Genomic DNA, 25,842 nt, shown 5'->3' with positions numbered 1-25,842 from the left:
CAACTGCCACAACTCAGTAGCCTGAACTGCACAAACTCGATCACATTCGGATCGGTCTACTTCGGTGTCACTCCGAGCATCGGCGCCAACTGCGTCGCGATCGGGTTGAGGTTCAACTTGTCCGGATCGACCTTCGGCTTGAAGTCCCAAGGCTGGATCGTGTCGGGATCGGCGTAAACCACGCGGTTGGCACTACGAACACCCGTCTCGCTGCCCAACGGCACCTCACACGACGCCGCGGTGTTGAGCGGGAAATCCTGCTGGGTGTCGTCGAAATTGGGATTCTGACGCTTCATCTCGTCCAGGATCGCCATCGTGCCTTCGTAACCCACCGTGCACGAGAGCGGATTGTTGGTCTCCAGCACCAAGCCCTGATGGACAGTTCCGTCGCCGGGAGCAACCGTCGGTGCGGCAGCAGCCAGGCCCGGAAGGAAGATCAGGAACGGCTGCAGCGCGATCGTTCGCGGCGCAAGTGTCTTGGTGGTGGCCGCCAGGTTTGTCAGGTCGGTCGTCAGGCTCGGACCACCCTCGTTTATGAGAGCGCCAATCTGATCGCTGGCCGGAATGCCGTTGTCGATCAAGCGTCGGATGTCCGGATCGCTGGTCCGCAACTGCGCCGTGACAGCATCGAGATCGCTGCTGAACTGCTTGATCGCAGAGGACTGGTCCGACTGCGTCGTCAGAACCGTCTCACTGTTGCGAATCAGCGCGAGTGTCTGAGGCAGGGTATCGAGACCGGACTGTGAGAGACCCGACAACGAATCGGCCAGGACCTGAATGTCCTCACCCTTGCCGTTGAACGCAGCACCGAGTTCGACGGCGACGGTGTGGAGTGCGTCCACCGGCACGGACTTGACCAAGCCGTTGGCACTGGTCAGGACATCCTCGATCGGGATAGGAGTTGTGGTGTCCCCCACCGCAATCACCGATCCGTCCTCGAGGAAAGGTCCCTGATCGGTATCGGGCTGAAGGTCGACGTACTGCTCGCCGATGGCGGAGCGGTTAGCCACGACTGCGCGGGCCGACGAGGGAATCTCCGGAGCACTGTTGTCGATCTTCAGGTCGACCTGGATTCCGTCCTCGGTCAACGACATGTCGCCGACTCGGCCGACCGGAACGCCGCGATACGTCACTTCGGCGTTCGTGAAAATTCCACCGGACGTGGCCAGTTCGGTCTTGACCGTGTACTGACCGAACCCCATGAGGTTGTCCAGACGCACGTACTTGGCACCGACGTAGATGAGCCCCAGAAGCGCAACCAAGACAAAGCCGACGAGCTGCCATTTGACCAGAGCTGATCTCACTGTCCATCACCGCCAATTCCGAACTGTTCCAGCATTCCCTGGATGGGATTGAGTGGGTCCGCCGCCGGCGCCGGGGTTGCCGGGTCTCCCGCCGTTGTGGCAGGAAGACCAGCGACGACGGGGATCTGCGGCAGGATCGGAGCGATCGGCAGCAGTGACACCGTCGGCCAACCCGGCCGCGGCCCATTGCCGTTGTAGTACGGGTTGGACGGATCGACTACCGGCTTGGGGTTGCCGAACTTCGGCTGACGGTATTCCGGTTCACCCTGTCCGACACCAAGACCCGAGAGAGTATTGCCGATCTGCAGGTCAACGCTCAGGAAGAGGTTCACGGAACCACCCTGCGCAATCTTCTCGACACCGTCCGGGAACGGGAATGTCGGGAGGAAAGGAAGTGCCCCGACGAAGTCGTCACCGGAGTCGGCGAGCGCCTGCAGCGTCGGACGAAGAGCCTGAAGATCTGCGATCAGATCGTCCTTGGACTGCGTGAGAACGTCGGTTCCCACTGTTCCGAGTCGATCCACCTGAGCGAGCATCTGCGTCAACTGCGGACGCTGCTCGTTGAGAACCTGTGTCGCAACGGGCAGTTCCTCGAGAATCTTGCCGATCTTCTCGTTCTGATCGTTGACTCGACTCGAGAGCACGTCGAGTCCGTCGAGGGCGCGCGTGATGTCGTCACGCTGCTCGTTGAGTCCACCGATGAGAGTATTCGCCTGCTCCAGAAGACTTCTCGTCTTGCCTTCGCGGCCGTCGAACGCGGCCCCGAGTTCTTCGACGATGGGCTGCAACTGGCCGACACCGCCGCCGTTGAGCAGCAGCGACAGCGCCCCGAGAACCTGCTCGATTTCGGTGGCGTGCCGGGTGCGATCGAGCGGAATCAGATCGCCGTCGGCCAGCTTCGCAGAGTCCGGTCCGGACGGCGGGGCTGACAGTTGGATGAACTTCTCGCCGAGCAGGTTCGTCTGCTCGACCGCGGCAATTGCATTGGCGGGCAGATCAACCGACGAGTCGAGGACGATGCCGACATCTGCGGTCCATCCGTCCGGTCCGACCGACACGTCGTCGACGCGACCGACGGGAACGCCGTCGACCTTCACCGCAGACTGCGGAACAAGGTCAAGGACATCGTCGAACTGAATGGTCAAGTGCATCGGATCCGAGCCCACATCAGGACCGCCCGGAAGCGGGACCGCGTAGATACCCTCGGACGAGCAGGCGGTTGCCGAGATCAGGACAGCGCACAATCCGGCGCCGAAAATCAATGAACGCTTCACTCGCCCTCCCCGTTTCCACTGGTCAGCCGCGGTGACACGACGCCGGGCACAGTGCCCGGAACTACCTGCATCTGCCGTTCGGAACCGGCGAGGATGCCGAAGGGAAGGTTCAGGCCTGCGGCCTGATTGGCCGCGTCGGTCATCGCGGCGACATTTGCGCACTGGTCGATTGCCGGCTGCATCTGCCTTCCCAACGCCTCGAACCGCGGATCACCGGGCAACAGTTTGCCGAGATCCATCAACTTGCAGAGCACTCCGGCCGGGTTCTGAAGATCCGGGAACGCCAGACGTGAAGCCAGCACTCCTGATTCGGCGTCGTAGGAGTTGACCAGGTTGGAAATCGCCAGAGGAAGCATGGTGAGCGTGTTGGCCAGGGCTTCCTTGTTGTTCGCCAATGTCTGCGTCGGTTCGACCAGTCCCTCGGTTGTCTGGACCAACTGATCGCGGTTGTCGGCCACGAACTTCGCGACGTCGCCGAGAGCAATCGACAGCTGATTCAGAGCGGCACCGAGATCGTCTCGCTCACCCGCCAAGAATCCGGTCAGATCCGACAGCTGAGTGTTGAACTGACGCACCTGCTGATCGTTGGCAGCCAGCGCACCGACGAACGTATCGAGGTTCTTGATGGTGAGCGAGATGTTGTCTCGCGAATCGTTCAGCGTCCGTGCGGCATCCGAGAGGTTGGTGATGCTGTCTCCCAACGCTTCACCGTTGCCCTCGAGGTTGGCCGCGCCGGTCTCGACGAAATCGGAGAGCGCACCGTTCTTGTTGGCGCCTTCGGGACCGAGGGCCGACGCGAGTTCGTCGATGCTGGAGTACAACTGGTCGACCTCGACGGGCGTCGCTGTCTTCTCGATCGGAATGACTGCACCGCTGGCCATCTTGTCGCCGCCGGTGAAGACCGGAGTCAACTGGATGTAGCGGTCGGCAACCACCGACGGCGTGATCTGGGCAGCACTGGCGCCGGCGGGGATGTCGATCCCACGATCGACACGAAGCTCGACCTTGACCTGATCTCCCTGAGGTTCGACGGATTCGACGGTGCCGACCTTGACACCGAGGACACGAACGTCGGACCCGTCGTAGATACCCACCGACTTGTCGAAGTAGGCAGTGATCTTGGTCGTTCCAGCGCGCGTGAACACCCACCACAGCGCGCCACCGATTACGAGTAACCCGATGAGAACAGCAGCGATGATCGCGATCGAGCGCTTCTTGGAGCCGCTTCCGGCTTCGGCAGTATCAGCCATCAGTTGCCTCCCAACGTACGAACAGGGTCACGGTAGCCCGGAATATCCGGTAGACCCGGCGGAAGGAGGTTCACGACGACCTGGTCGAACCAACGGCCGTTGCCGACCACGTTGGCGTACAAGCGAATGAAGGGTTCGTAGAGCTTCAGTGCCTTGTCCAAGTTCTCGTTGTTGGCCTTCAGGATGTCGATGACGCCGTTGAGCTGCGTCAGCGCCGGCCCAATTGCCGCCTCGTTGTCACGAACGAGGCCGGTGAGCTGCTGAGAGACGCGCTGAGTTCCGGTGAGCAGCTGCGAAATCGCCTGCTGGCGATTGTTGAGCTCCTGCACCAGAAGTCCACCGTCGCGGATGAGCTGGGTGAATTCCTTGTTGCGATCAGCAAGGATCTGTGACGTCTTCCCGGTCGCGTCGAAGAGCTTTTGCAAGTCCTGATCGCGGCTCGCGATCGTCTGGGACAACCGGCTGACTCCGTCGAGCGAGGCTCGCACGTCGCCGGGTGTCTCGGAGAAGGCTTGGGACAACGTCTCCATGCTCTTCGCCAACTGGTCGGTGTCGATGTCACCGACTGTGTCCGCCGCTGCCGAGAAAGCCTGAACAACGTCATACGGAGACGTGGTGCGCTCGAGCGGAATCCGGTCCTTGGGATCGAGGTTGTCGGTTCCGCGCGGATCGAGTGCGAGGTACTTCTGCCCCAGAATCGTCTTGATCTGGATGGACGCCGAGGTTTGATCGCCGACCCACGCGTCACTGACCTTGAAGTCGACGAGAACCCGATCTCCGTCGAGATCAACGGAGGTGACCTTGCCGACCTTCACACCGGCGATACGAACCTCGTTACCGGGCTTGAGCCCGGCGGCTTCGGAGAACTCGGCGGAGTAGGACGAACCTGCCCCCACGAACGGAAGCGAATCGAGGAAGAACGCTGACAAAGTGGCTAACAGCACCACGAAAATACCGATGGCTCCGGCCATTGCCGGACTGCGACGTTTACTCATCGACCTTGCAACTCCCTCATACCGTCTTGAGTGCATCGCGTGGCCGCGTTGGTGTAGATCGGCTGGTTGACCGTCGGCAGGCCGGTGGGCAGATTCAGCGAGGCAGACTGTCCGGGACCGGCGACGATGTCGATTCCACACAGGTAGAACTGGAACCAGGAACCGTAACTCGCGACGCGGGAGAGCTTGTCGAGCTTGACCGGCAAGGTCTCGAGCACCGCATTCACGTCGTCACTACGACGGTTGAGTGTGGTCGCCAACGTGTTGAGTGCCGTGATCGAGCCCTGGATCGACGGCCGCGTCGGCTCGAGCAGGTCTGCCGTCGCGTCGGTCAGGCCGGCGAGTGAGGTCACGGCCGAACCGACCACACCACGCTCGTTGGCCAACCCGGTGACCAGTTGCTGGGTGTTGACGATCAGCGAATCGAGGTTCTTGTCATTCGCGTTGACGGTGTCGAGAACGTCGTTGAGGTTCTTGATCACCGCGCCGATGACAGCGTCCTTGTCGGCAACGGTGTTGGTCAGGCTCGCGGTGTTGCGTACGAGCTCACTGATGGTGCCCGACTCACCCTGGAAAACCTGGATGATCTGGTACGACAACTTGTTGACGTCGTCCGCGCTCAGGGTGGTGAACAGCGGCTTGAATCCGTTGAAGAGCGTCGTGAGGTTGACCGCCGGGCGCGTCTGCGCCAGCGGCAGGGTGTCGCCGCCGGTGATCTTCTTGCCCTGGCTACCTTCGCCTTGTGAGAGGGAGATGTACCGCTGCCCCACCAGGTTGCGGAACCGGATCGTGGCGATGGAACTCGCCGGCAACCAATCACGGTCGGATACCGAGAACTGCACCTCGGCCTGATTGTCGTTGACGATGGCGATCTTCTCGACCTGCCCGACACGAACACCGGCAATGCGTACCTCGTCGCCCTCGTTCAGCGAAGTGACGTCGGAGAATACTGCGTTGAACTTGGTTCCTCCGCCACCGCCGAGGTTGGCGATACTGGCCGCCAGCAATCCCGTCGCCAGGACGGTGACCACCACGAAGATGATGAGCTTTGTCAGCGGAGCTGCGAGTCCTCTCATTGGACGCTCACCTCCGCACCGGCGAATGCCGGAGCACTGACCATTGTGGTCCACGCCGGAACGTCCTCCGGCGCAACACCGTTGGCCTGTCCGTAGATCACCTTCAACGTATCCTCTTCGAGTCGCGAGCCCGCGTAGCCGGCCTGCTGTGCAGGACCACTGTTGTTGGTCGAGAAGAGCTGCGGTCCGGAGCCCTCGGGTGCGGGCAGGAATTCCATGGTCGCGGGTCCTGGGTTGCGGGACGGCACCTGGTAGGAACCGTCACCGTACGACCCACCGGGGTACTGCGGGAACGGGCGACCGGGCTCGGTGACGTTGTCGTAGCAAACCGGGCCGCGGTTGTCGACGAGCCGGGGCTCGTCCTGGTTGGGCAGGTAGCGGCCCTTGGGGTTCACGATCTGAATACTCGCACGCACACCGGGATTGGGCGCGTCGGTGGACAGAATCTTGGCCGCTTCCGGAGCAGTGTCCGAGAAGCCCTTGAACGTGCACCCGAAGGTCGGCGAGTATTGCGCCAACAGCTGGAGCGCTTCGGTCGAATCCGCAGCGAGCGTGATGATCGAGGACGAGTTCGTCTCGAGGAATGCTGCTGTGTTCGACGAGGTCGCGGTGAGCGACGCCAGCAGTGTCCGCAACTGATCCTGCTTCTGCACCACCGTGTTACCCGTTGTCCGCAGATTGTCCAGAGCGTTGACCAGATCGGGCGCAGCGTCCGAGTACGTCTGGGAGAAGTCCGCGAACTTCCGCAGATCCTCTTGCACGGCAGGTAGTTCGGTGTTGACGCCGCGGAAGATCTCTTCGAGACGATCGACTGTCAAACCGAGCTCGGCACCGCGTCCCGTCAGGCCCTGAGCGAGAGACCCGAGAGTGTTCGCCAAATCCTGCGGCGGAATGGCCTGCAGGAGTGGGAGCAGGCCGTCCAGAACGTCGCCGACCTCGACAGCGTTGCCGCTCTTGTCCTGGTGGATCACCGTTCCCGCGGAAATCGGGGTCGCGGTGGTTCCCTCCGGGATGATCAGGGAGACATATCGCTCACCGAAAAGCGTCTTCGGAAGCAGACGCGCCGTGACGTTGGACGGAATCAGATCAGCCTTGTCCGGTTCGATCGCGAGGACCGACGTGACCTGGCCGTCTTTTGTCGACGCGGATCGCACCTCGCCCACCAGCAGCCCACGGACCTTGACGTCCGCGTTGGGCGGCAAAGCATTTCCGACGGTGTCAGTCACGAGGTCGATCTTTACTACGTCCTTGAACGTCTTGTTGAAAGTTCCGATGGTGAAGGCCAGGAACAAGGCCAACACCACGAAGAACACGAGTCCGAGCACACGGCGGCGCAGGACTGACGGAGCCTCGATCATCCGGCCACCCTCACTGTCGTCGTGGTGCCCCAGATTGCGAGGCTGAGGAAGAAGTCGAGAACGGCGATCGTCACGATTGCGGCACGAACAGCGCGGCCGACGGCCACGCCCACGCCTGCGGGACCACCCGAGGCGTGGAAACCGTAGTAGCAGTGGATCAGGATCAGCACGAAGGCGAAGACCAGGACTTTTGCAAACGAATACAGCACGTCCTGCGGTGGCAGGAACAGGTTGAAGTAGTGGTCGTACGAGCCCGTCGACTGCCCGTTGAACACCGTACTGATCACTCTCGAGGCGAGGTACGCCGCAAGCAGACCCACGATGTACAGCGGGATGACGGCGACGAAGCCGGCGATCATGCGGGTCGTGACCAGGAACGGCACCGACGGCACCGCCATGACCTCGAGTGCGTCGATCTCCTCCGAGATTCGCATGGCGCCGAGCTGAGCTGTGAAACCACAACCCACCGTGGCCGAGAGCGCAAGAGCCGCAACGATCGGAGCGATCTCACGGGTGTTGACGTAAGCGGAGAGGAAGCCGGTCAGAACCGAGCTACCCAACTGCTCGAGGGCCGCGAAGCCCTGCAAACCGACGACGACACCGGTGAATCCCGACATCATCGCGATCACGCCGATCGTTCCGCCGATGACTGCGAGCGCACCGCTACCGAACGTCACTTCGGCGAGCAGCCGAAGTGTCTCCTTCCGGTACCGGTGCAGGGTGCGCGGTGTCCACGCGATTGCGCGCGCGTAGAACGACATCTGCTCGCCCGCGCGGTCCAACGCGTTCAATGGAATCTTGGCAACTTTGCGGCTCTTCAGCAGGAACTGATCGCCGCGGCCTCGTGCGATGGTCATTTAGGTCAAGATCCCTTCGCCGGCACGATCTGGAGGTACACCATCGTCAGAATCAGATTGGCGAAGAACAACAGCAGGAACGTGATGACGACGGCCTGGTTCACCGCCTCACCGACGCCCTTGGGGCCACCGGACGGGTGAAGTCCCTTGTACGCGGAGATCACACCTGCGATGACACCGAACACCGCGGCTTTGATCTCACCGCTCCAGATGTCCGGTAGCTGCGCAAAAGCTGAGAACGACGAGATGTAGGCACCGGGGTTACCGCCCTGCAGAATCACGTTGAAGAAGTAACCACCCGCGATACCCACGACGGACACCAGTCCGTTGAGCAGCACAGCGATCAGCACCATCGCAAGTACACGCGGAACCACCAGGCGCTGAATCGGATTGATTCCGAGGACTTCCATCGCGTCGATCTCTTCGCGAATGGTTCGTGAACCGAGATCGGCCGTCACGGCCGATCCGGCCGCACCGGCGACCAACAATGCTGTCACCAGAGGGCTACCCTGCTGGATCACCGCCAGGACGCTGGCAGCGCCGGTGAACGATTCTGCACCCAACTGCTTGATCAGCGAACCGGTCTGCAATGAGACGACGGCGCCGAAAGGGATGGCTACCAATGCCGTCGGCAAAATCGTCACGCTGGCGATGAACCAGGCCTGCTCGATGAACTCACGGAACTGAAATGGACGCCGAAACGTATTCCTGACGACGTCGACGAACAATTCGACGATGTTTCCGGCCTGAGTTAATGCTCCGTTGACCGGACTCAGAACCGAGTTGCGGGTAACCCCCATCCGATATGCCTACCCTTGCCCGTGTGTCGTGTTTCCGTAGGGATCGCCCTCGTATGCAGGAATGACCTGCGTGTCTTGCGAGTTGTCGTTCCACTCCCCCTGGTAGCCGCTCGCTTCGGCGTACTGGGGATCGTACTGCCCAGTTCCGTCAACCTCGTCCAGGCTGTCCTGAATTGCCGCCTGAGCGTTAGCTGGGAGGGTGTGCATGATCTGGCGGACGCGCTCCTGGCGACGACGAACGGCCTGCCGCTCCGGGTTTCCCGGGGTGGCCTTCATCTGCGGCACGATGCCCTCGACGTCGTCGACACCACCAGCATGGTGACCGGCGTCGACGAGCGCCTGCTCGTGCGCCATCTGGGCCTCGTCCTTCTCTTCCGACATACCGATCGGACCGATCATCGTTCCGTTGAGGAACTGCTTGACGACGGGTTCGTCCGAGGTGAGCAGCACCTCGCGAGGGCCGAACATCACCAACTGACGACGGAAGAGCATGCCGATGTTGTCCGGCACCGTGCGCGCGAGGTTGATGTTGTGCGAGACGATCAGAATCGTCGCGTCGGACTGCGCGTTGATGTCGATCAGCGTCTGGCTGATGTAGGTCGTGCGCACCGGGTCCAGACCGGAGTCAGGCTCGTCGACGAGGATGATCTCGGGATCGAGGACGAGTGCACGCGCCAGACCGGCACGCTTGCGCATACCGCCGGAGATCTCACCGGGAAGCTTGTCCTCGGCGCCGACCAGACCGGTGAGGTCCAACTTCTCCATCACGATCTTGCGGATATCGGATTCCGACTTCTTGGTGTGCTCACGAAGCGGGAAGGCGATGTTGTCGTACAAGTTCATCGAGCCGAACAGAGCGCCGTCCTGGAACAGAACGCCGAACAGTTTGCGGATCTCGTAGAGCTCCTTGGAGGAGCACTGCAGGATGTCCGTGCCGTCGATGACGATGGAGCCTTGTTCAGGGCGGAGCAGTCCGATCAGGGACTTCAGGAACACCGACTTACCGGTACCCGAAGGCCCGAGCAGTGCGCTGACCTCACCCGCGGGAAGTGTCAACGACACGTCCTGCCAAATCCTCTGCGACCCGAAAGACTTTGTCAGTCCTTGTACCGCTACCTCGACTCCCACCATTACCTCCGCGACGTCCGTTGCATGCATGCACCCGTGTGGGTTGGGTCACTCTATCGCATGGGAGTGGTACCCGTGACTGCGAATACTACTAACGAGTAGGGAAGAAGCATAATTCAGGTCACAGCCCAGTTCGGACACCCCTCCCACCTGCACGGATTCCGACATATCACCCGCGAAAAAAGTTCAAAAAAAGAGGGCCACTCCCCGTGGGGAGTGGCCCTCTTCGTTACTACTCGCGAAGAGCAGCGGGAAAACCGTCTTACTTGATGACGATCTTTGCGCCGGCAGCTTCGAGCTTTTCCTTGGCAGCCTCTGCGGCGTCCTTGGCAACCTTCTCGAGGATCGCCTTCGGAGCGCTCTCGACGAGGTCCTTGGCTTCCTTCAGGCCGAGGCCGGAAACGACCTCACGGACGACCTTGATGACCTGGATCTTCTTGTCGCCAGCCGACTCGAGGACGACGTCGAACTCGTCCTGCTCTTCAGCAGCTTCTGCGCCGGCAGCCGGTGCGCCTGCAGCGGCGACGGCGACGGGAGCAGCAGCGGTGACCTCGAAGGTCTCCTCGAATGCCTTAACGAACTCCGAGAGCTCGAGGAGGGTGAGCTCCTTGAACTGGTCCAACAACTCTTCGGTGCTGAGCTTCGCCATTGTGGCGGTCCTTCCTGTAAGTCCCATGTCGCTGATCCGCGACCGGGCGGGGTTATAGCAGTGATGCGCGGGTGCGGATCAGCTTTCGGCTTCGGCCTCGGCCGGAGCCTCGGTGGCAGCCTCTGCGGGGGCCTCTGCGGCTCCGCCTTCTGCAGCCTTCTTCTCCTGCAGGGCAGCGGCCAGACGGGCCATCTGCGAAGCGGGAGCATTGAACAGGCCTGCGGCCTTTGCCAAGTTGCCCTTCATCGCGCCGGCAAGCTTTGCCAACAGGATTTCGCGGGATTCGAGATCCGCGATCTTGTTGACCTCTTCCACGGACAGCGCAGCGCCGTCCATGTAGCCGCCCTTGATGATGAGCGCCTTGTTGTCCTTAGCGAAGTTCTTCAGAGCCTTCGCAGCGTCGACCGGTTCGCCCTTGATGAATGCAATGGCGGTCGGACCAACGAACAGGTCATCAAGGCCCTCGATGCCGGCCTCTGCGGCGGCACGCTTGACCAGGGTGTTCTTGGCGACGGAGTAGGTGGCACCTTCTCCGAGAGCGCGTCGCAGTGTCGTGATGTTGCCAACCGAAAGGCCACGGTATTCCGTGACCACAGCGGCGGTCGAACCCTTGAACTGCTCGGTGATTTCCGCAACTGCGGAAACCTTCTCAGGCTTTGCCATACTTCGCCTCCTCTCGTGACAGTCGTTGTCCCACTCAGGAACCGCTGCACCTCATCGGGGTGAACCCGAGAAGACACAGTCCGCGACATGCAAAACGCCCCGGCGCAAGCGCACGGGGCGTACAGAGGAAACATGAAGAAGAGGCTTACGAATCAGCGTAACCATGCAACGCAAAGCGGTGCATAACCAGGCAAACTGTAGAACCACTACATCAAGCTATCCCCCTACCTCGTTCACCTACGTGGGCCGCCGGGCACTCCCGGACTTTCAACCACACTCATTACTGAGTGCAATCACCAACGGTCTTGGGTAGAACATGATTTTGGGGTGAAGTTCATATCCAGCACTGAACTCCGCGTCGAAGACTACCTGACTACTTGCTGCATAACCAAATCGGGTTCGTCACGCACCTGGTTTCTTCACGCACCCCGTTTCTTCAAGCACCGATAGCCCTGGCGATCTTGTGTTCGATCTCTGCCCGAGCTCGGTCCGGCAGCACCAGCAGCCCGTCGAGTTCCTTGTGGGCCTTCCGATACGCACTCTGACGTTCCTGTGGCGTCGCGCCATCGTCCATGGCCAGTCGCAGCAGACGTTGCGCCCGTACCAGGCGCTCTTGTTCGTCGAGGGTGAATCCGCTCCGACGGCGACGTTTCGCCTCCGCCTCTGCGATCTCGAAGGCGATCGAGTAAGCGTGCACCGCCTCGCGGTACTCGGTTTGTGCCTGCTGGTTACCGATCATCGTCTCCGGATTGCCTGGACGGAGCAGATCGGCACGATATTTGGCTCGATGAAAATCGGCCGTCAAAGGCTCACGCATGTCCGTCATCATCGGAGTGTCGAGCAGTGTGACCGGGTCGAGCTCGTACGAGAACCATCGGGCGTCGACCGCATCGTGCTGCTCGATTGCCTTGGCCAGCTCTCGACGCTGTGTTTCTTCGTCGGCGTGATGTTGTGCGTTGGCCTGCGCGATGGCGACCTTGGTCTGCTGCTTGAGCCGGAAGCGCTCTTGCCGGCGCTCGATCCGCCTTTCGTTGGCAACCGCGACACCTTTCAGCGCCCCACCGATGGTGCCGCCGAAAACGAAGATCAGCCACCAAAAGTTTCCGAGGAACTGGAACGCTTCGTGCATACACCCGATGATGCCACTGCTGTACCGGATGCCACTGCACAGCGAGGCGGACCTCGCCCACAACAGACAAGAAGGCCGGCAGGGAATGATCCCTGCCGGCCTTCTTGTTCGTATGCGGACTGCTTACGCGTCTGCAGCATCCTCGAGGAGGTTGCGAGTACGGTTCGGATCCACCGGGATGCCCGGACCGGTGGTGGTCGAGACCGTGATCTTCTTCACGTAGCGGCCCTTGGCCGACGAGGGCTTCGCACGCAGGATCTCGTCCAGGGCTGCGCCGTAGTTCTCCACCAGCTTCTCATCGTCGAACGATGCCTTGCCGATGACGAAGTGCAGGTTGGCCTGCTTGTCGACGCGGAAGTTGATCTTTCCGCCCTTGATGTCGTTGACAGCCTTGGTGACATCCGCCGTGACGGTGCCCGTCTTCGGGTTCGGCATCAGGCCACGCGGTCCGAGGACACGGGCGATGCGGCCGACCTTGGCCATCTGATCAGGAGTCGCGATTGCGGCGTCGAAATCGACCCATCCACCCTGGATGCGCTCGATCAGGTCTTCTGCACCGACTACGTCAGCGCCTGCAGCCTCGGCTTCTGCTGCCTTCTCGCCAACAGCGAACACGATGACGCGAGCGGTCTTACCGGTGCCGTGGGGCAGGTTGACCGTTCCGCGGACCATCTGGTCAGCCTTACGGGGGTCGACGCCCAGACGAACTGCAACCTCAACGGTTGCATCCATCTTGGTGGACGACGTCTCCTTGGCGAGCTTTGCAGCCTGAAGCGGGCTGTAGAGCTTGTCTGCGTCGATCTTCTCAGCGGCGGCGAGGTACGCCTTGCTGCGCTTTGCCATTTGTTCTGTCCTTACTTATCACTGCAGCGAATTACCTGTGCAGTGGTGAATGGTTCAGTTGTGGTCGGGGCCTGGCCGGCCCTCCCACGGAATGCTGTGGAGCGGACTACTAGCCCTGGACCGTGATGCCCATGGAACGAGCGGTGCCGGCGATGATCTTCGCGGCCTGCTCGATGTCATTGGCATTGAGGTCTTCAGCCTTGGTCTTCGCGATTTCGCGCACCTGATCCATGGTCACCGAGGCGACCTTGGTCTTGTGCGGTTCGCCGGAGCCCTTGGCGACGCCGGCTGCCTTGAGGAGCAGCTTGGCGGCGGGAGGGGTCTTCAGCTTGAAATCGAAGGTCCGGTCTTCGTAGACCGAGATCTCGACCGGCACAACATTGCCGCGCTGGGACTCAGTCGCCGCGTTGTAGGCCTTGCAGAACTCCATGATGTTCACGCCGTGCTGACCGAGCGCGGGACCCACGGGAGGTGCAGGGTTAGCCTGACCTGCCTGGATCTGCAGCTTGATGAGCCCGGCGAGCTTCTTCTTCTTTGGGGGCATCTCTAGTTCCTAGTTTCTAGCTTGGGTGTGTGTCTTGCGTCGAACAAATTGCAAGTTTTGGGGTGGTCAGATCTTCGCGACCTGGTTGAAGTTGAGCTCAACCGGGGTTTCACGACCGAAGATCGACACGAGAACCTTGAGCTTTTGCTGCTCGCCGTTGACCTCGCTGATGCTGGCCGGAAGGGTTGCGAACGGGCCGTCCATGACGGTGACCGACTCGCCGACCTCGAAGTCGACCTCGATGAGGGGCTTGCCGAAGGACTCGGACGGTGCCTCGCCTGCTGCGACGGCGGCCGCTGCAGCCTGCTGCTTCTTCTGCTCCTGCTGCGGGAGCAGGAACTTGACGACCTCGTTGAGGGTCAGCGGTGAGGGACGCGACGTGGCACCGACAAACCCGGTGACGCCAGGTGTGTTGCGCACGGCGCCCCACGACTCGTCGTTGAGCTCCATGCGAACGAGGATGTATCCGGGCAGGACCTTGCGGTTGACCTGCTTGCGCTGACCGTTTTTGATCTCGGTGACCTCTTCGGTGGGAACTTCCACCTGGAAGATGTAGTCACCGACATCGAGGTTCTGAACGCGAGTCTCGAGGTTGGTCTTGACCTTGTTCTCGTAACCGGCGTACGAGTGGATGACGTACCAGTCGCCCGGGGCGCGACGCAGCGCAGCCTTGAGTTCGGCAACGGGATCCTCGACCTCGAGCTCGGCGGCGGGAGCGGCCTCGTCGGAGTTCTCGGCATCGTCGGAGATGACGTCCTCGGTCGCTGCAGTGTCGGCAGCGTCTTCAGCAACGTCTGCATCGGTGCCTTCGGCAACGTCTGCATCGGTGCCTTCGGCAACCACGACGTCTACTTCGGCTGCCGCCTCGGCAGAAACACGCTCTTCGGCCAAAGCCTCATTCGTGTCGTTCTCGGGGGTGCTCACTGGGGCACTCGCTTCCTCTCGTTACTCGGACCCGGGTCGGGTCTTGTCGCGCTCGCAGGCAAAGACGCCCGGCTGCTACGGCGATCAGCCGAACAGCCAGGTGACACCCTTGATCACAGCGATATCGACGCCGCTGATGAAAGCGACCATGAAGACCACGAACGTCAGCACGACGCTGGTGTAGGTGATCATCTGCTTGCGGTTCGGCCAGATGACCTTACGGAGTTCTGCGATGACCTCGCGGAAGAACTTACGCAGGCGCTTGAAGATGTTGTCTTTCTTCGCCTTGGGCTTCTTGCCGGGGTTCGTTGCAGTCGGCTTGGCCGATGATGTTCGGGATGCCGTCCGGGCCGGAGTCTTCACGGTGGACGCGCTGACCGAGGTGCCGCGTGCAGCGCGCTTGCCGGTCGGCTTGTTGGAAACCCCACTGGGTGCGGAGGGGACCTCTTCGGCACCGTCCTTGTCCAGCGACAGATCGGAACGCGTAGTCGCGTCAGCTGCAGTGTCGTCGACACCGGTCGAATCGGCAGACGTTGAAGTCTCCGCATCCGAAGTGTCGGCGTCGCGCTTGGCGCGCTCCTCGCTCACGTCGTTCCTCTCAGTCGCTGGCATCCGGGGGCAGGGGCGACAGGACTTGAACCTGCAACCTGCGGTTTTGGAGACCGCTGCTCTGCCAGTTGAGCTACGCCCCTTTGGTCGACCTCGACAGGTGAACCCTGCCTGAATCAACCGTTCTGCGATCACACAACATACGCGCTACCCGAGGTGAATGTCTTGCAACATTCAGGGCAGCGCGCAGCGCTGAGGAATCCCAGAAATCTCAGTGTACTTCAAAGCCCCGGAACAAACACAATCCGCCCTGCGATCAGGCTAGACGGACCGTGGCAGTGGCACGACCGAAGATCTTCTTTCCTTCGGACTTGGCCACGATTGCCAGTACTGCGGTCTTGCTTTCTTCGTCGATCGACTTCACCTTGGCGGTGAAATCGATCTCGGCAGCCTTGTCGGCCGCCACGATGACCGGGCTCGTGAACCGTACGTTGTACTCGGTCACTGCGCCCGGATCTCCCAGCCATTCGGTGACGTATCCGGCACCGATGCCCATGGAGAGCATGCCGTGCGCAACCACGTCCGGCAAGCCGGCAAGTCGTGCAACCTCGTCGCTGAAGTGAATCGGGTTCGGATCTCCCGAGACACCGGCATAGTTGGCGAGGTTTCCGCGTGTCAGGGTGACGGACTTCTCGGGGAGAAGTTCGCCGACACTCACGTCGGAGAATTTACGAAGCGACATGCATCATCACGTCCTTGACTGCGTGGGCGATGTTCTCGTCCACTTCCCCACCCGTTCGAGCGACAAGCGTTGTCCACGTGGTGACAACTGCCTCGTCGTTCTGATCGGTGATGATGTTCTTGGTCACGATGATGTCGCTACCTGCGGCCTGCCTGAACGAATCCAGGAAGACATCGCAGAAGAGTCGGTCACCGACCTGCATGGGCTTGTGCAGCACCAAACGCTGATCGGTCTGAAGAATCTGACTCAAGTCGTAGCCTGTGACGATCTCTTCGAACAGACGTCGCTGAGCAATGGCACCCACGATCGCGACAAAAGTGATGGGAGCGATCAGACCGTCGTATCCGAGGCCTTTGGCTGCCGACTCGTCGTAGTGCGCGGGATGCGCGTCCTGGACGGCGCGAGCGAACTCGCGCACCTTCTCGCGTCCGACCTCGTAGAAGTCTTCGACACGATAGTGGTGACCGACCATCTGGACGGCATGAGCGGCCGGGTCCGTAGGGACCTCGGCCGCTGCCTGGTTCTCTTGCAAATCTGTCACGCGGTGAGACTCTCTTCTAGCTAGGACCCGAAGACGCAGGCCCGGAGAGGGTCTTCCGCGAAAATCGTCGTCCTGTTAAGGACTTACTACTTCGACTCGCGATGCGACTGGTGGGTTCCGCAGTTGGGGCAGAACTTCTTGAGCTCCAGGCGATCGGGGTCGTTGCGCCGATTCTTCTTGGTGATGTAGTTGCGGTGCTTGCATACCTCGCAGGCCAAGGTGATCTTGGGCCGAACGTCGGTCGAGGAGGCCACGGGATGCCTTCTTTCGGGTGTATCTGATTACGAGCAATCAGGGTGGATCATGCATATTGTGTAGCGGTGACCGGACTTGAACCGGCGACGCAACGATTATGAGTCGTTTGCTCTACCAACTGAGCTACACCGCCTCGGTGTCGAGTGTCGCGCGGAAAGCACGGCACCACAATCCAGCGAGCCCCCTAACGGAATCGAACCGTTGACCTTTTCCTTACCATGGAAACGCTCTACCGACTGAGCTAAGGGGGCGTGGCTCAGGAGCGCGTTGCCGCTCTCTTGAAGCCTCCGAAAGATTACACACGAACGAGCGCCAGCACCAAATCCGCTGGTCATCGGGGCAAAAATGGTGCCGGAGCCCATTCTTGCACCGATCGGGGCCTGTGGCGAGGGCTTTGCGGGAACCAACTTGGCCCCGCACTCCCCCGAAACCATCCCCCGGGGCCCATCCCGAGGCCCCTGCGCCCCCGACGCCCCTGAGCCGCAGCCGGCTCCTGCGTCGCCAACGCGCGCTCGACCTCGGCACAAGCACAAAAAAGTCAGCCCCGATTCTCGGAAAGAGAATCGGGGCTGACTTGGTGTGGCAGATGTAGGATTCGAACCTACGTAGGCATAAGCCGACGGATTTACAGTCCGCTCCCATTGGCCGCTCGGGCAATCTGCCGTGCTTGCACCAGGCTTCGATCCGGCGCATTCGCAAGTATATCGCGACGTGCGGCGGCCGAAAACGGCTTCCTCGGTGCGGTGAGAAGAATACAACGAACACACCCCCATTTTGCAAACCGGGTGGTAACGGGCGGTGCCGACCCGATAACGTCGAGGTGTCCACCGGTATGGAAGGTGGGCGGAACTCGATGTTCGTGAACTACCGGAAAGCGGGAGTGTGAAGTGGCTGATTCGTCCTTCGACGTGGTGAGCAAGGTTGACCGTCAAGAGGTGGACAACGCCCTACATCAGGCTGCCAAGGAGTTGACCACGCGTTTCGACTTCCGAAACACGGGAGCGTCGATCGAGTGGTCTGGTGAAGAGACGATCACGTTGAACGCCGACACCGAGGAGCGACTGCTGGCCGCCCTCGACGTGTTCAAGGAGAAGTTGATCCGTCGTGACATTTCGCTGAAGGCATTCGATGCCGGCGAGCCGGCGCAATCCGGAAAGATCTACAAGCTGTCCGGAACCCTGGTCCAGGGCATCAGCAGCGAGAACGCGAAGAAGATCACCAAGAAGATCCGCGACGAGGGCCCCAAGGGCGTCAAGGCGCAGATCCAGGGTGAGGAACTTCGTGTGAGCAGCAAGAAGCGCGACGACCTCCAGGGTGTCATCTCCTTGCTCAAGGGTGAGGACTTCGGGATCGCCCTGCAGTTCGTGAACTACCGGTAGTAGGGGCTGCGCCCCTGTGCGCCTTTTTGGTAGTTCCGACGACCAGAAAGGCGCACAGGGGCCGAAGGCCCTACATCCCCGCCATCTTCTCCAAACGCTCGATCCGGTCCGCCATAGGCGGATGCGTCGAGAACAGCTTGCTCACCTTGTCCCCCGCCCTGAAGGGGTTGGCGATCATCAAGTGGGACTGCGCCGCGAGCTTCGGCTCGGACGGCAACGGCGCGGCCGCGACGCCCGACTCGAGCTTGCGCAGCGCCGACGCCAACGCCAACGGGTCACCGGTGAGCTCGGCTCCCGATTGATCCGCCTGATACTCGCGAGAGCGCGAGACGGCCAGCTTGACCACGGTTGCCGCTATCGGTCCCAGGAGGGAAACGAGCAGCAGCGCGATCGGATTACTTCCCTGCCCGTTCCCTCGTCCGCCGAAGATGCTCGCGTACATCGCGAAGTTGGCCAGGCCCGAGATGACGCTGGCCATCGCGCCGGCCACGGACGAGATCAGAATGTCCCGGTTGTAGACGTGGGAGAGTTCGTGCCCGAGCACGGCCCGCAATTCGCGTTCGTTCAGGATCTGCATGATGCCGCTGGTCACGCACACCGCGGCATGACGAGGGCTACGACCGGTGGCAAACGCGTTCGGGGCGTTCGTGGGGCTGATGTACAGCCTGGGCATCGGTTGGTGCGCCGTCGTGGCGAGTTCGCGCACGATCCGGTAGATCGCCGGTGCCTCGACCTCGGTGATGGGCTGGGCGCGCATCGACCGAAGAGCCAGCTTGTCGCTGTTGAAGTACACGTAGGCATTCATGCCTACGGCAAACAGAACGGATCCCCACAGGAGGAACGGGCTGTTGAACAGCGAGCCGATGAAGACGATCAGCGCCGACATCCCCACCAACAACCCGAATGTCTTCGCACCGTTCGCGTAGCCGTGCAAACCGCTCACCTCTTGCCTCGCCGGAGCCGAAGGCTCACCCGAACTCCCCGGCGTGTGCACCGGGTCTGTTCAGTCAACGAAGGACAGGGTCATCAGGGTTCCCACCCAGAGCTCGTCCGGGTTTCCACCCGGTAGCCCCGATTCGTCGAGGTGTCAGCCGACTCGTTCGATCGTGTAGTCCACGAGACGCACCAGCGCTTCGTTTGCGGGCCCCTGGGGCAGTTCGGCCAACTGAGCCTTCGCCGCGACGGCGTACTCACCCAGCTTTGCCTTCGCCTTGGCCATGCCCGGCGAACGTTCGAGCAGTTCGAGGGCTTCTTCTACCAGGGCGTCTTCGGTAACCGGGCCCGCGAGCAGCTCCCGCAGGCGATCCGCGTCGGCTCCTTCTTCGCGGAACGCGTACAAGACGGGCAGGGTATGGACGCCCTCGCGTAGGTCGGTGCCAGGTGTCTTACCGGACTGCGCCGATACGGACGAGATGTCGATGATGTCGTCGGAGATCTGGAATGCGGTGCCGACGGCATCACCCAGGCGCTCGAGGCGCTCGATGTGAGCTGCGTCGGCGCCGGAGAAGGTGCCGCCGAATCGTCCGGAGGCAGCGATCAGCGAACCGGTCTTCTCCCACACGACCTTGAGGTAGTGCTCGACCGGATCCTGCTCCTTCTTGACGCCGATCGTCTCGCGCATCTGGCCGGTGACCAGCTCGGCGAAGGTCTCGGCGATGATCCGAACTGCTTCGGGCCCGAGCGTCGACACCAGGCGCGACGCGTGTGCGAACAGGTAGTCGCCGGCCAGGATCGCCACGCTGTTTCCCCAGCGGGCGTTTGCGCTGGGTGCCCCGCGCCGCATGGACGCCTCGTCCATGACGTCGTCGTGATAGAGCGTTGCGAGGTGAACGAGTTCGGTGACGGTCGCTGCGGTGATGATCGACGGATCGTTCGGCACCGGTCCGAGCTGCGCGGTCAGGATCGTGAACAACGGACGGAAGCGCTTTCCCCCGGCGCGCGCGAGGTGCAGCGCTGCCTCGGTGAGGAAGTCTTCGCCGTCGGACAGCTCGCTGACCAACAACTCCTCGACATCGGAGAGTCCACCACGCACTACTGCGGCGAGCTGTTCGTCGCCCAGGTCGATGCCTGCAACGACGGTGCTCGATGCGGTTGCGTCGGCAGCAGTCTTTTCGGTGCTCACGATGTCAGTACCCATTCCTGTCGTCAGTGACGGCTCGGTTCCCACGGTAGTGAACCTAGCGGTTCGCGCTCGGGACGGCCTCGCCACGGTGGCGATCGCGAGCCTGGGAAGATGTGAGTGTGTCCGTAGAAGAGCAGTCCCCCGTCGTCGATTCGCTTCCGACCGAAACCGACATTGTGGTTATCGGCGCAGGTCCCGCGGGTTCTTCGGCCGCTGCATGGGCCGCCCGCAGCGGCCGAGACGTCGTGCTGGTGGACGCTGCCGTGTTCCCGCGAGACAAGACTTGTGGTGATGGACTCACTCCGCGCGCCGTAGCCGAACTGGATCTCCTCGGCCTCGGTGAGTGGGTTCGGTCACATACGACGAACAAGGGCCTGCGGTTGTCCGGCTTCGGTCAAGAACTCGAACTCGAGTGGCCAGGAACATCCTTCCCACCGATCGGCAGTGCCATCCCCCGCACCGAACTCGACGACGCCATTCGCCGGTGCGCCGTCGAATCCGGCGCGGTCATGGTCGAGGGCACCAAGGCTGTCGACGTCGAACTCGACGGTGATCGCGTAGCCGCCGTCGTGCTCGCCGGCCCTTCGGGACGCAGCACCCTTCGTTGTCGGACGCTGATCATCGCCGACGGCGTTCGCTCGACGCTCGGCAAGAAGCTGGGTCGTCAGTGGCACCGGGACACCGCGTACGGCGTCGCGGCACGCGCGTATGTCGCGACGCCGCGCAGCGCCGATCCGTGGATCACCTCGCATCTGGAACTGCGGGACGCGGAGGGCACGTTGCAGGCGGGGTACGGCTGGATCTTCCCGCTCGGCACCGGCGAGGTGAACATCGGCGTCGGGACACTGGCGACGTCCAAGCGTCCGGCGCCGGGCGCCCTGCGTCCCCTGCTCGACTTGTACACCGATCAGCGCCGAACCGAGTGGCAGTGGAGCAGCGAAATACATTCCGTAGCTTCGGCTTTGCTGCCAATGGGCGGCGCCGTCTCCAACATCGCCGGACGCAACTGGGCCGTGATCGGCGACGCCGCAGCGTGCGTGAACCCGCTCAACGGTGAGGGCATCGACTACGGCCTCGAAGGCGGACGTTTGGTGGTCGAACAGCTCGGCGCCGACGACCTGACGCAGCTGTGGCCGACCGTGCTTCGGGAGCATTACGGTCAGGCGTTCTCGGTCGCGCGCCGGCTCGCAGGCCTGCTGACTGTTCCGCAGTTCCTGCCCGCGTCAGGTCCGATTGCGATGCGTTCACGAGCACTGATGACGGTTGCCGTCCGGGTTATGGGAAACCTCGTCACCGATGCCGACGCCGATCTGACGGCGAAGGCCTGGCGCGCGTCAGGAGCCGCGTCGAGAAAGATCGACTCGCGACCGCTGTTCGGTTGAGCAATTGCTGTGCGGGTCAGGCAGTGGCGTAATGCAGCGCCACGATGCCGCCGGTGAGGTTGCGCCACTTGACGTTCTTCCACCCGGCAGCCTCGATCTTGCGGGCCAACTCTTCCTGGGTCGGCCAGGCGCGGATCGATTCGGCGAGGTAGACGTAGGCGTCGGGGTTGCTGCTGACGGTGCGTGCGACCTGCGGGAGCGCCTTCATGAGGTACTCCATGTAGACCGTGCGGAACGGCCCGAAGACTGGCGTCGAGAACTCGCTGACGACGAGGCGTCCGCCAGGCTTGGTTACCCGGGCGATCTCGCGCAGTCCGGCTTCGAAGTCGGAGACGTTGCGCAGGCCGAAGGAAATCGTCGCGGCATCGAACACGTTGTCGGCATAGGGCAGGTACATCGCGTCACCTGCGACCATCGGAACTTTGCGTGAGATTCCGGCCTTGAGCATTCCCTTGGAGAAGTCGGTGGCGACGCACCAGGCACCGGAGCGCCCCAGTTCGACGGTCGAGACTCCGGTTCCGGCGGCGAGGTCGAGTACCTTCTCGCCCGGCTTGAGGTCGAGGGCTTCGCGGGTGGCCTTGCGCCACCCCTTGTCCTGGCCGAAGGACAGCACGGTGTTGGTGAGGTCGTATCGCTCCGCGACGTCGTCGAACATCGACGCGACTTCGTGCGGTTGCTTCTCGAGAGTTGCTCGGGTTCCGTGTGTAGTGGCCACACCCGAAACGCTACCAACCCTCGGGCAGCGAGGGCGTTCAGGCTGCTCTGGCACCCGTTCGCCGCCCGAGGCCCTGCACGTCCTCGTAGTGACGGAGCAACTCTTCGCAGATTGCCGGCCAGGTCCGGTGCAGCACCGAGCGCCTCGCCGCGGAGCCGAACTGCACTCGCAGATCACGCTGGCGAAGTGCGTCGACGGCGCTTGGCAGGAGTTCGGTGAACCTGTCCGTCGGCAGGAGGTAGCCGTTGCGGCAATGCGAGATCAGATCACGGGGGCCACCGGCGTCCGGTCCGACGACGGGCACACCGCTCGCGAGGGCTTCCTGAACCGCCTGGCAGAAGGTCTCGTGCTCGCCGGGGTGAACGAACACGTCCAGGCTGGCGTACGCGTCAGCAAGCGCGGTACCGCCGAGTTGTCCGGTGAAGATCGCGTCCGGCATCAGTCGTTGTAGGTTCCCGCGATCCGGGCCGTCTCCGACGATCACGATCTGCACGCTGGGGTCGGCCGCCAGCACGGCCAGTCGCTCGATGTGCTTTTCGGGCGCGAGGCGACCGACGAAACCGACCACCAACCGGTCGCTGTCGCCGATCCAGGACTGCCGCAACGCCGAGCTACGACGCGAAGGCGCGAATCGTTGTGCGTCGACTCCGCGGGCCCATCGGTGCACGCGCGGAATGCCGTGCTCTTCGAGGGCGTCGACTGCCGACGTGGAGGGCGCAAGGGTCCTGTTGCAGCTCTTGTGGATTCGACGGGTCCACGCCCACGCGGCGCGACTGGTGACGCCGAGACCGTAGCTTTCGGCAAATCCGGCGACGTCGGTCTGGTAGACCGCGACGGTCGGGATCCCGAGCCGCTTGGCGACGGCCACTCCCCCGGCGCCGAGCAGGAACGGTGACGCCAGATGCACGACGTCGGGCGAGAAGGTCCGCACGGCCGTGGTCAATCGTGGTTGCGGCAGGCCGACGGGAAGTGAACTGACTTTGGGCACCATGACGGCGGGCACCCGAACCACCTGAACACCTTCGTGTTCGGTGGCGGCAGAGGTATCGGATCCGACAGTGTCCGGCGCAATGACCATGGCGTCGTGGCCAGTGCGATCGAGGTGTTCGAGCACGCGTAGTACCGAGTTGGTGACGCCGTTCATGTTGGGCAGGAATGACTCCGCAACGATGGCTACTCTCACACCGAGAACGGTGACAGGGCCAGGAAAAGTCCACGTCATGTTCGTGTGAAGTTCGGGCGAAGCGCGAACTAACTCGAGGCGACCGGCGCCGATCGCGGAGCCCCCGCTTCCCGCTTGCGCAGATACCAGATCGACGGTCCAGCCAGAAGCCACGTCACGACGATCACGGATCCGGCCGGGATCAGCGCCACGGTCGCATTGCGTCCGGCTACCCTGACCAGGTCGGGCTCCGTCTTGTAGTACTCCACCTCGATGCGTTGTCCCACAGTCAGATTGGTGGGGTAGAGCACGCCGAGTTCAGGGTTGTGATTTGCGCCGTCCGGTGTCACGAAGCTGATCGCCGACCGAAGCGAGCCCGCCGAGAGCACCTCGGCGGTTGCGGTCCCCATGTTCGATTCGATGGTCCGATCGTTGCGCCAGGCACCGAGAACGAGGATGACCGCGAGCACCGAAATGCCGACGGCAACCACCAGCACGCCGATGCGGAGCCGACGCAGAACTGTTTGTGTCACAGCTGTGCCCGCACAGAAGCGTGGAGTTCGCGCAGCCCACTGCGATCTGTCGCGACCTCGAGAACACGGATCCCGTTGGCAGGTTGCGCCAGCGTCGTGGCCAGGGCGTCGACGGTGACGGCTCCGTGTGGCACGCGGTACGCCGCACAGAGCGCAGCGAGGTCCATGCCGTGCGGTGTTCCGAACACTCGCTCGAAGACTCCGGCGTACTGCGGGTCGCCTTGTTCGAGGAGCTCGAAGATGCCGCCGCCGTCGTCGTTGGCGACGACGATGGTGAGGTCGCTCGGCCTCGGCTCACCGGTCCCGATCAGCAGTCCGGAAGCGTCGTGCAGGAATGTCAGGTCGCCCATGAGAGCGACGGTCCGGCCACCCTCGTACGCCAGTGCGGCACCGACCGCCGCCGAGACGGTGCCGTCGATACCTGCGACGCCGCGGTTGGACAGCACCCGCACGGCGGGCTTGGGGTAGCTCACGAGGGCCGCGTCGCGAACGGGGTTGGAGGCGCCGAGCAGAAGCTGGTCACCGTCCACCAACGCATCCATCACGGCCGCTGCGACGTGCAGGCCGGTGGCCTTGGGGTGGGCGTCGAGTTGCTTACGCACGGCAGTTTCGGCGTGTTCGGTCAGCGCGGCGCACCGAGCGATCCACGCGGGATCTGGCGTTCCGGTGATCACTGCCCTGGTACCGGTGGCGAGTACGTTGCCGGACACGTCAGGCCAGCGCGGCCCGGTTGTCAGCGCGTAGACGTCGACGCTCGGGTCGGCCAACACCTTCGAGACCTGGCGATGCAGCGTCGGGCGGCCGGTGATGATGGCCTGCTTGGGCTTGAGTTGCGAGAGAGCGAGTGGATGCAGCGCGATCCCGTGCATCGGAGCCGTCGGCTCGGCCACCGTCGGCAAGCCGGCCAGCTCGGGTCGAAGTGCACTGCCGTGTCCGGAGATGACCACCGTGTCCGCGGTGAGGTCCAGATCGACCGGAACGTCGAGCGTCGCGTTCTGCGTGGTGGTCCAGGCCGCACCGCCGGGACGGCCCTCCGGAACCGGTCCCTGGACGTGCACGTCCGGCACCAGCGGCTCACGGAGCGGGATGTCGAAATGCACGGGGCCCGCGTTTCCGGATCGGGTTCCGCGGGCAGCGGCGAGGACACGGCAGACCGCGGAGCGCCACTGGCTGTTCTGCGTCGAATCGTCTTCGGCCAGGCCCAGGCTGATGGTTGCGCGAACCTGACTGCCGAAGAGCCCAAGCTGCTCGACGGTCTGGTTGGCGCCGGTGCCGAGCATCTCGTACGGCCGGTTCGCGCTCAGGACGACGAGCGGCACTCGCGCATAGTTGGCCTCGAGGACAGCGGGTCCGAGGTTGGCGACGGCGGTCCCGGAGGTCATCACAATGGGGACCGGTCGTTTCCCTGCGATTGCCAGTCCGAGTGCCAGAAAGCCTGCGGTCCGCTCGTCGATCCGCATGTGCAGACGCAACCGGCCGTCGAGGTCGGCAGCCTGTAGGGCAAATGCGAGGGGCGCGTTGCGAGAGCCTGGACACAGCACGACTTCACGCACGCCACCACGAACCAGTTCGTCGACGACGGCTGTGGCTTGTGCAGTGGACGGATTCACGCCTTCAAGAGTGTCAGATGTTCAGGCCCAAGCATGCCCAGGGGCGGGGACAGCGGCA

27 protein-coding genes and 4 tRNA genes are annotated in these 25,842 nt (G+C 62.6%); 2 read left to right on the top strand and 29 right to left on the bottom strand.

Annotated features, from left to right (window positions below):
* Positions 1–56: 56 nt before the first annotated feature.
* The 23 genes from ACSW29_RS09915 to ACSW29_RS09805 all read right to left on the bottom strand — a co-directional run bounded on the left by ACSW29_RS09915 (position 57) and on the right by ACSW29_RS09805 (position 17,544).
* On the bottom strand, positions 57–1,304 hold the full coding sequence (locus ACSW29_RS09915) for an MCE family protein (protein WP_317825161.1): 1,248 nt from the start codon (positions 1,302–1,304) through the stop codon (positions 57–59).
* Positions 1,301–2,578, bottom strand: coding sequence for an MCE family protein (locus ACSW29_RS09910; RefSeq protein WP_317825160.1), 1,278 nt, complete (start codon positions 2,576–2,578; stop codon positions 1,301–1,303). Before ACSW29_RS09910 ends, ACSW29_RS09915 begins: the two co-directional genes overlap by 4 nt.
* On the bottom strand, positions 2,575–3,828 hold the full coding sequence (locus ACSW29_RS09905; RefSeq protein ID WP_317825159.1) for an MCE family protein: 1,254 nt from the start codon (positions 3,826–3,828) through the stop codon (positions 2,575–2,577). The genes ACSW29_RS09910 and ACSW29_RS09905 overlap by 4 nt, the downstream gene beginning before the upstream one ends.
* Complete coding sequence (locus tag ACSW29_RS09900; protein ID WP_230812152.1) at positions 3,828–4,823, bottom strand: MCE family protein; 996 nt, start codon at positions 4,821–4,823, stop codon at positions 3,828–3,830. Before ACSW29_RS09900 ends, ACSW29_RS09905 begins: the two co-directional genes overlap by 1 nt.
* Entirely contained in the window at positions 4,820–5,899 is a 1,080-nt protein-coding gene (locus tag ACSW29_RS09895) for an MCE family protein (protein WP_230812151.1), read from the bottom strand. Before ACSW29_RS09895 ends, ACSW29_RS09900 begins: the two co-directional genes overlap by 4 nt.
* A complete protein-coding gene (locus tag ACSW29_RS09890) occupies positions 5,896–7,257 on the bottom strand; it encodes an MCE family protein (RefSeq protein WP_448277135.1) in 1,362 nt (453 codons plus the stop codon). Before ACSW29_RS09890 ends, ACSW29_RS09895 begins: the two co-directional genes overlap by 4 nt.
* Positions 7,254–8,114 (bottom strand): MlaE family ABC transporter permease, encoded by an 861-nt coding sequence (locus ACSW29_RS09885; RefSeq protein ID WP_230812149.1) that lies wholly within the window; start codon positions 8,112–8,114, stop codon positions 7,254–7,256. Before ACSW29_RS09885 ends, ACSW29_RS09890 begins: the two co-directional genes overlap by 4 nt.
* A 5-nt stretch (positions 8,115–8,119) precedes the next feature.
* Positions 8,120–8,914, bottom strand: coding sequence for an MlaE family ABC transporter permease (locus ACSW29_RS09880; protein WP_003942038.1), 795 nt, complete (start codon positions 8,912–8,914; stop codon positions 8,120–8,122).
* A 9-nt stretch (positions 8,915–8,923) separates the two neighbouring features.
* The gene (locus tag ACSW29_RS09875) at positions 8,924–10,045 is read right to left on the bottom strand and encodes an ABC transporter ATP-binding protein (protein ID WP_007728450.1); all 1,122 of its coding nucleotides are present in this window, start codon (positions 10,043–10,045) and stop codon (positions 8,924–8,926) included.
* A 259-nt stretch (positions 10,046–10,304) separates the two neighbouring features.
* Positions 10,305–10,691, bottom strand: coding sequence for a 50S ribosomal protein L7/L12 (gene rplL, locus ACSW29_RS09870; RefSeq protein ID WP_003941857.1), 387 nt, complete (start codon positions 10,689–10,691; stop codon positions 10,305–10,307).
* A gap of 78 nt (positions 10,692–10,769) precedes the next feature.
* Positions 10,770–11,354: a 50S ribosomal protein L10 gene (gene rplJ / locus ACSW29_RS09865; RefSeq protein ID WP_003942074.1), complete on the bottom strand. Its 585-nt coding sequence runs from the start codon at positions 11,352–11,354 to the stop codon at positions 10,770–10,772.
* 436 nt (positions 11,355–11,790) lie between these two features.
* Positions 11,791–12,483 (bottom strand): hypothetical protein, encoded by a 693-nt coding sequence (locus ACSW29_RS09860; protein WP_230812148.1) that lies wholly within the window; start codon positions 12,481–12,483, stop codon positions 11,791–11,793.
* A gap of 123 nt (positions 12,484–12,606) precedes the next feature.
* Positions 12,607–13,326, bottom strand: a complete 720-nt coding sequence (gene rplA, locus ACSW29_RS09855; RefSeq protein WP_003941982.1) for a 50S ribosomal protein L1 — start codon at positions 13,324–13,326, stop codon at positions 12,607–12,609.
* A 109-nt stretch (positions 13,327–13,435) separates the two neighbouring features.
* Positions 13,436–13,870 (bottom strand): 50S ribosomal protein L11, encoded by a 435-nt coding sequence (gene rplK / locus ACSW29_RS09850; protein WP_003941896.1) that lies wholly within the window; start codon positions 13,868–13,870, stop codon positions 13,436–13,438.
* Between the two features lie 66 nt (positions 13,871–13,936).
* A complete protein-coding gene (gene nusG / locus ACSW29_RS09845) occupies positions 13,937–14,794 on the bottom strand; it encodes a transcription termination/antitermination protein NusG (RefSeq protein ID WP_050655835.1) in 858 nt (285 codons plus the stop codon).
* A gap of 84 nt (positions 14,795–14,878) precedes the next feature.
* Complete coding sequence (secE, locus tag ACSW29_RS09840) at positions 14,879–15,382, bottom strand: preprotein translocase subunit SecE (protein ID WP_448277134.1); 504 nt, start codon at positions 15,380–15,382, stop codon at positions 14,879–14,881.
* 31 nt (positions 15,383–15,413) lie between these two features.
* Positions 15,414–15,486: transfer RNA gene (locus ACSW29_RS09835), tRNA-Trp, on the bottom strand.
* A 173-nt stretch (positions 15,487–15,659) separates the two neighbouring features.
* Complete coding sequence (gene hadB / locus ACSW29_RS09830) at positions 15,660–16,085, bottom strand: (3R)-hydroxyacyl-ACP dehydratase subunit HadB (RefSeq protein ID WP_317825157.1); 426 nt, start codon at positions 16,083–16,085, stop codon at positions 15,660–15,662.
* Positions 16,072–16,626, bottom strand: coding sequence for a (3R)-hydroxyacyl-ACP dehydratase subunit HadA (gene hadA, locus ACSW29_RS09825; protein ID WP_019744315.1), 555 nt, complete (start codon positions 16,624–16,626; stop codon positions 16,072–16,074). The genes hadB and hadA overlap by 14 nt, the downstream gene beginning before the upstream one ends.
* Before the next feature lie 86 nt (positions 16,627–16,712).
* Entirely contained in the window at positions 16,713–16,880 is a 168-nt protein-coding gene (gene rpmG / locus ACSW29_RS09820) for a 50S ribosomal protein L33 (RefSeq protein ID WP_003941903.1), read from the bottom strand.
* A gap of 61 nt (positions 16,881–16,941) precedes the next feature.
* Positions 16,942–17,014 (bottom strand) — tRNA-Met (locus tag ACSW29_RS09815).
* A gap of 45 nt (positions 17,015–17,059) precedes the next feature.
* A tRNA-Thr gene (locus ACSW29_RS09810) sits at positions 17,060–17,132 on the bottom strand.
* Positions 17,133–17,461: 329 nt separating this feature from the next.
* Positions 17,462–17,544, bottom strand: a tRNA-Tyr gene (locus ACSW29_RS09805).
* Between the two features lie 224 nt (positions 17,545–17,768).
* On the opposite strand from ACSW29_RS09805, the gene ACSW29_RS09800 reads away from it, so the two are divergent.
* On the top strand, positions 17,769–18,260 hold the full coding sequence (locus ACSW29_RS09800) for a YajQ family cyclic di-GMP-binding protein (RefSeq protein WP_003941854.1): 492 nt from the start codon (positions 17,769–17,771) through the stop codon (positions 18,258–18,260).
* A gap of 70 nt (positions 18,261–18,330) precedes the next feature.
* Here ACSW29_RS09800 and htpX read toward each other — a convergent pair whose 3' ends face one another.
* Both htpX and ACSW29_RS09790 read right to left on the bottom strand, forming a co-directional pair.
* Entirely contained in the window at positions 18,331–19,194 is an 864-nt protein-coding gene (htpX, locus tag ACSW29_RS09795; RefSeq protein WP_448277426.1) for a zinc metalloprotease HtpX, read from the bottom strand.
* A gap of 153 nt (positions 19,195–19,347) precedes the next feature.
* The gene (locus ACSW29_RS09790; protein ID WP_317825156.1) at positions 19,348–20,397 is read right to left on the bottom strand and encodes a polyprenyl synthetase family protein; all 1,050 of its coding nucleotides are present in this window, start codon (positions 20,395–20,397) and stop codon (positions 19,348–19,350) included.
* Between the two features lie 104 nt (positions 20,398–20,501).
* Between ACSW29_RS09790 and ACSW29_RS09785 the strand changes: the two genes are divergently transcribed.
* Positions 20,502–21,764, top strand: coding sequence for a geranylgeranyl reductase family protein (locus ACSW29_RS09785; RefSeq protein ID WP_411742499.1), 1,263 nt, complete (start codon positions 20,502–20,504; stop codon positions 21,762–21,764).
* 16 nt (positions 21,765–21,780) lie between these two features.
* On the opposite strand, the gene ACSW29_RS09780 is transcribed toward ACSW29_RS09785, so the two are convergent.
* From ACSW29_RS09780 to menD, 4 genes are all read right to left on the bottom strand, one after another.
* Complete coding sequence (locus ACSW29_RS09780) at positions 21,781–22,479, bottom strand: demethylmenaquinone methyltransferase (protein WP_003941879.1); 699 nt, start codon at positions 22,477–22,479, stop codon at positions 21,781–21,783.
* A gap of 37 nt (positions 22,480–22,516) precedes the next feature.
* Positions 22,517–23,662, bottom strand: coding sequence for a glycosyltransferase family 4 protein (locus ACSW29_RS09775; protein ID WP_317825154.1), 1,146 nt, complete (start codon positions 23,660–23,662; stop codon positions 22,517–22,519).
* Between the two features lie 68 nt (positions 23,663–23,730).
* Positions 23,731–24,174 (bottom strand): DUF3592 domain-containing protein, encoded by a 444-nt coding sequence (locus ACSW29_RS09770; protein ID WP_317825153.1) that lies wholly within the window; start codon positions 24,172–24,174, stop codon positions 23,731–23,733.
* Entirely contained in the window at positions 24,171–25,784 is a 1,614-nt protein-coding gene (menD, locus tag ACSW29_RS09765) for a 2-succinyl-5-enolpyruvyl-6-hydroxy-3-cyclohexene-1-carboxylic-acid synthase (RefSeq protein ID WP_317825152.1), read from the bottom strand. The genes ACSW29_RS09770 and menD overlap by 4 nt, the downstream gene beginning before the upstream one ends.
* Positions 25,785–25,842: the final 58 nt, after the last annotated feature.

This window comes from Rhodococcus sp. GB-02 (genome assembly GCF_053470465.1).
Note: the sequence above shows the minus strand (reverse complement) of the source record. Positions and strands in the feature narration are given on the sequence as shown.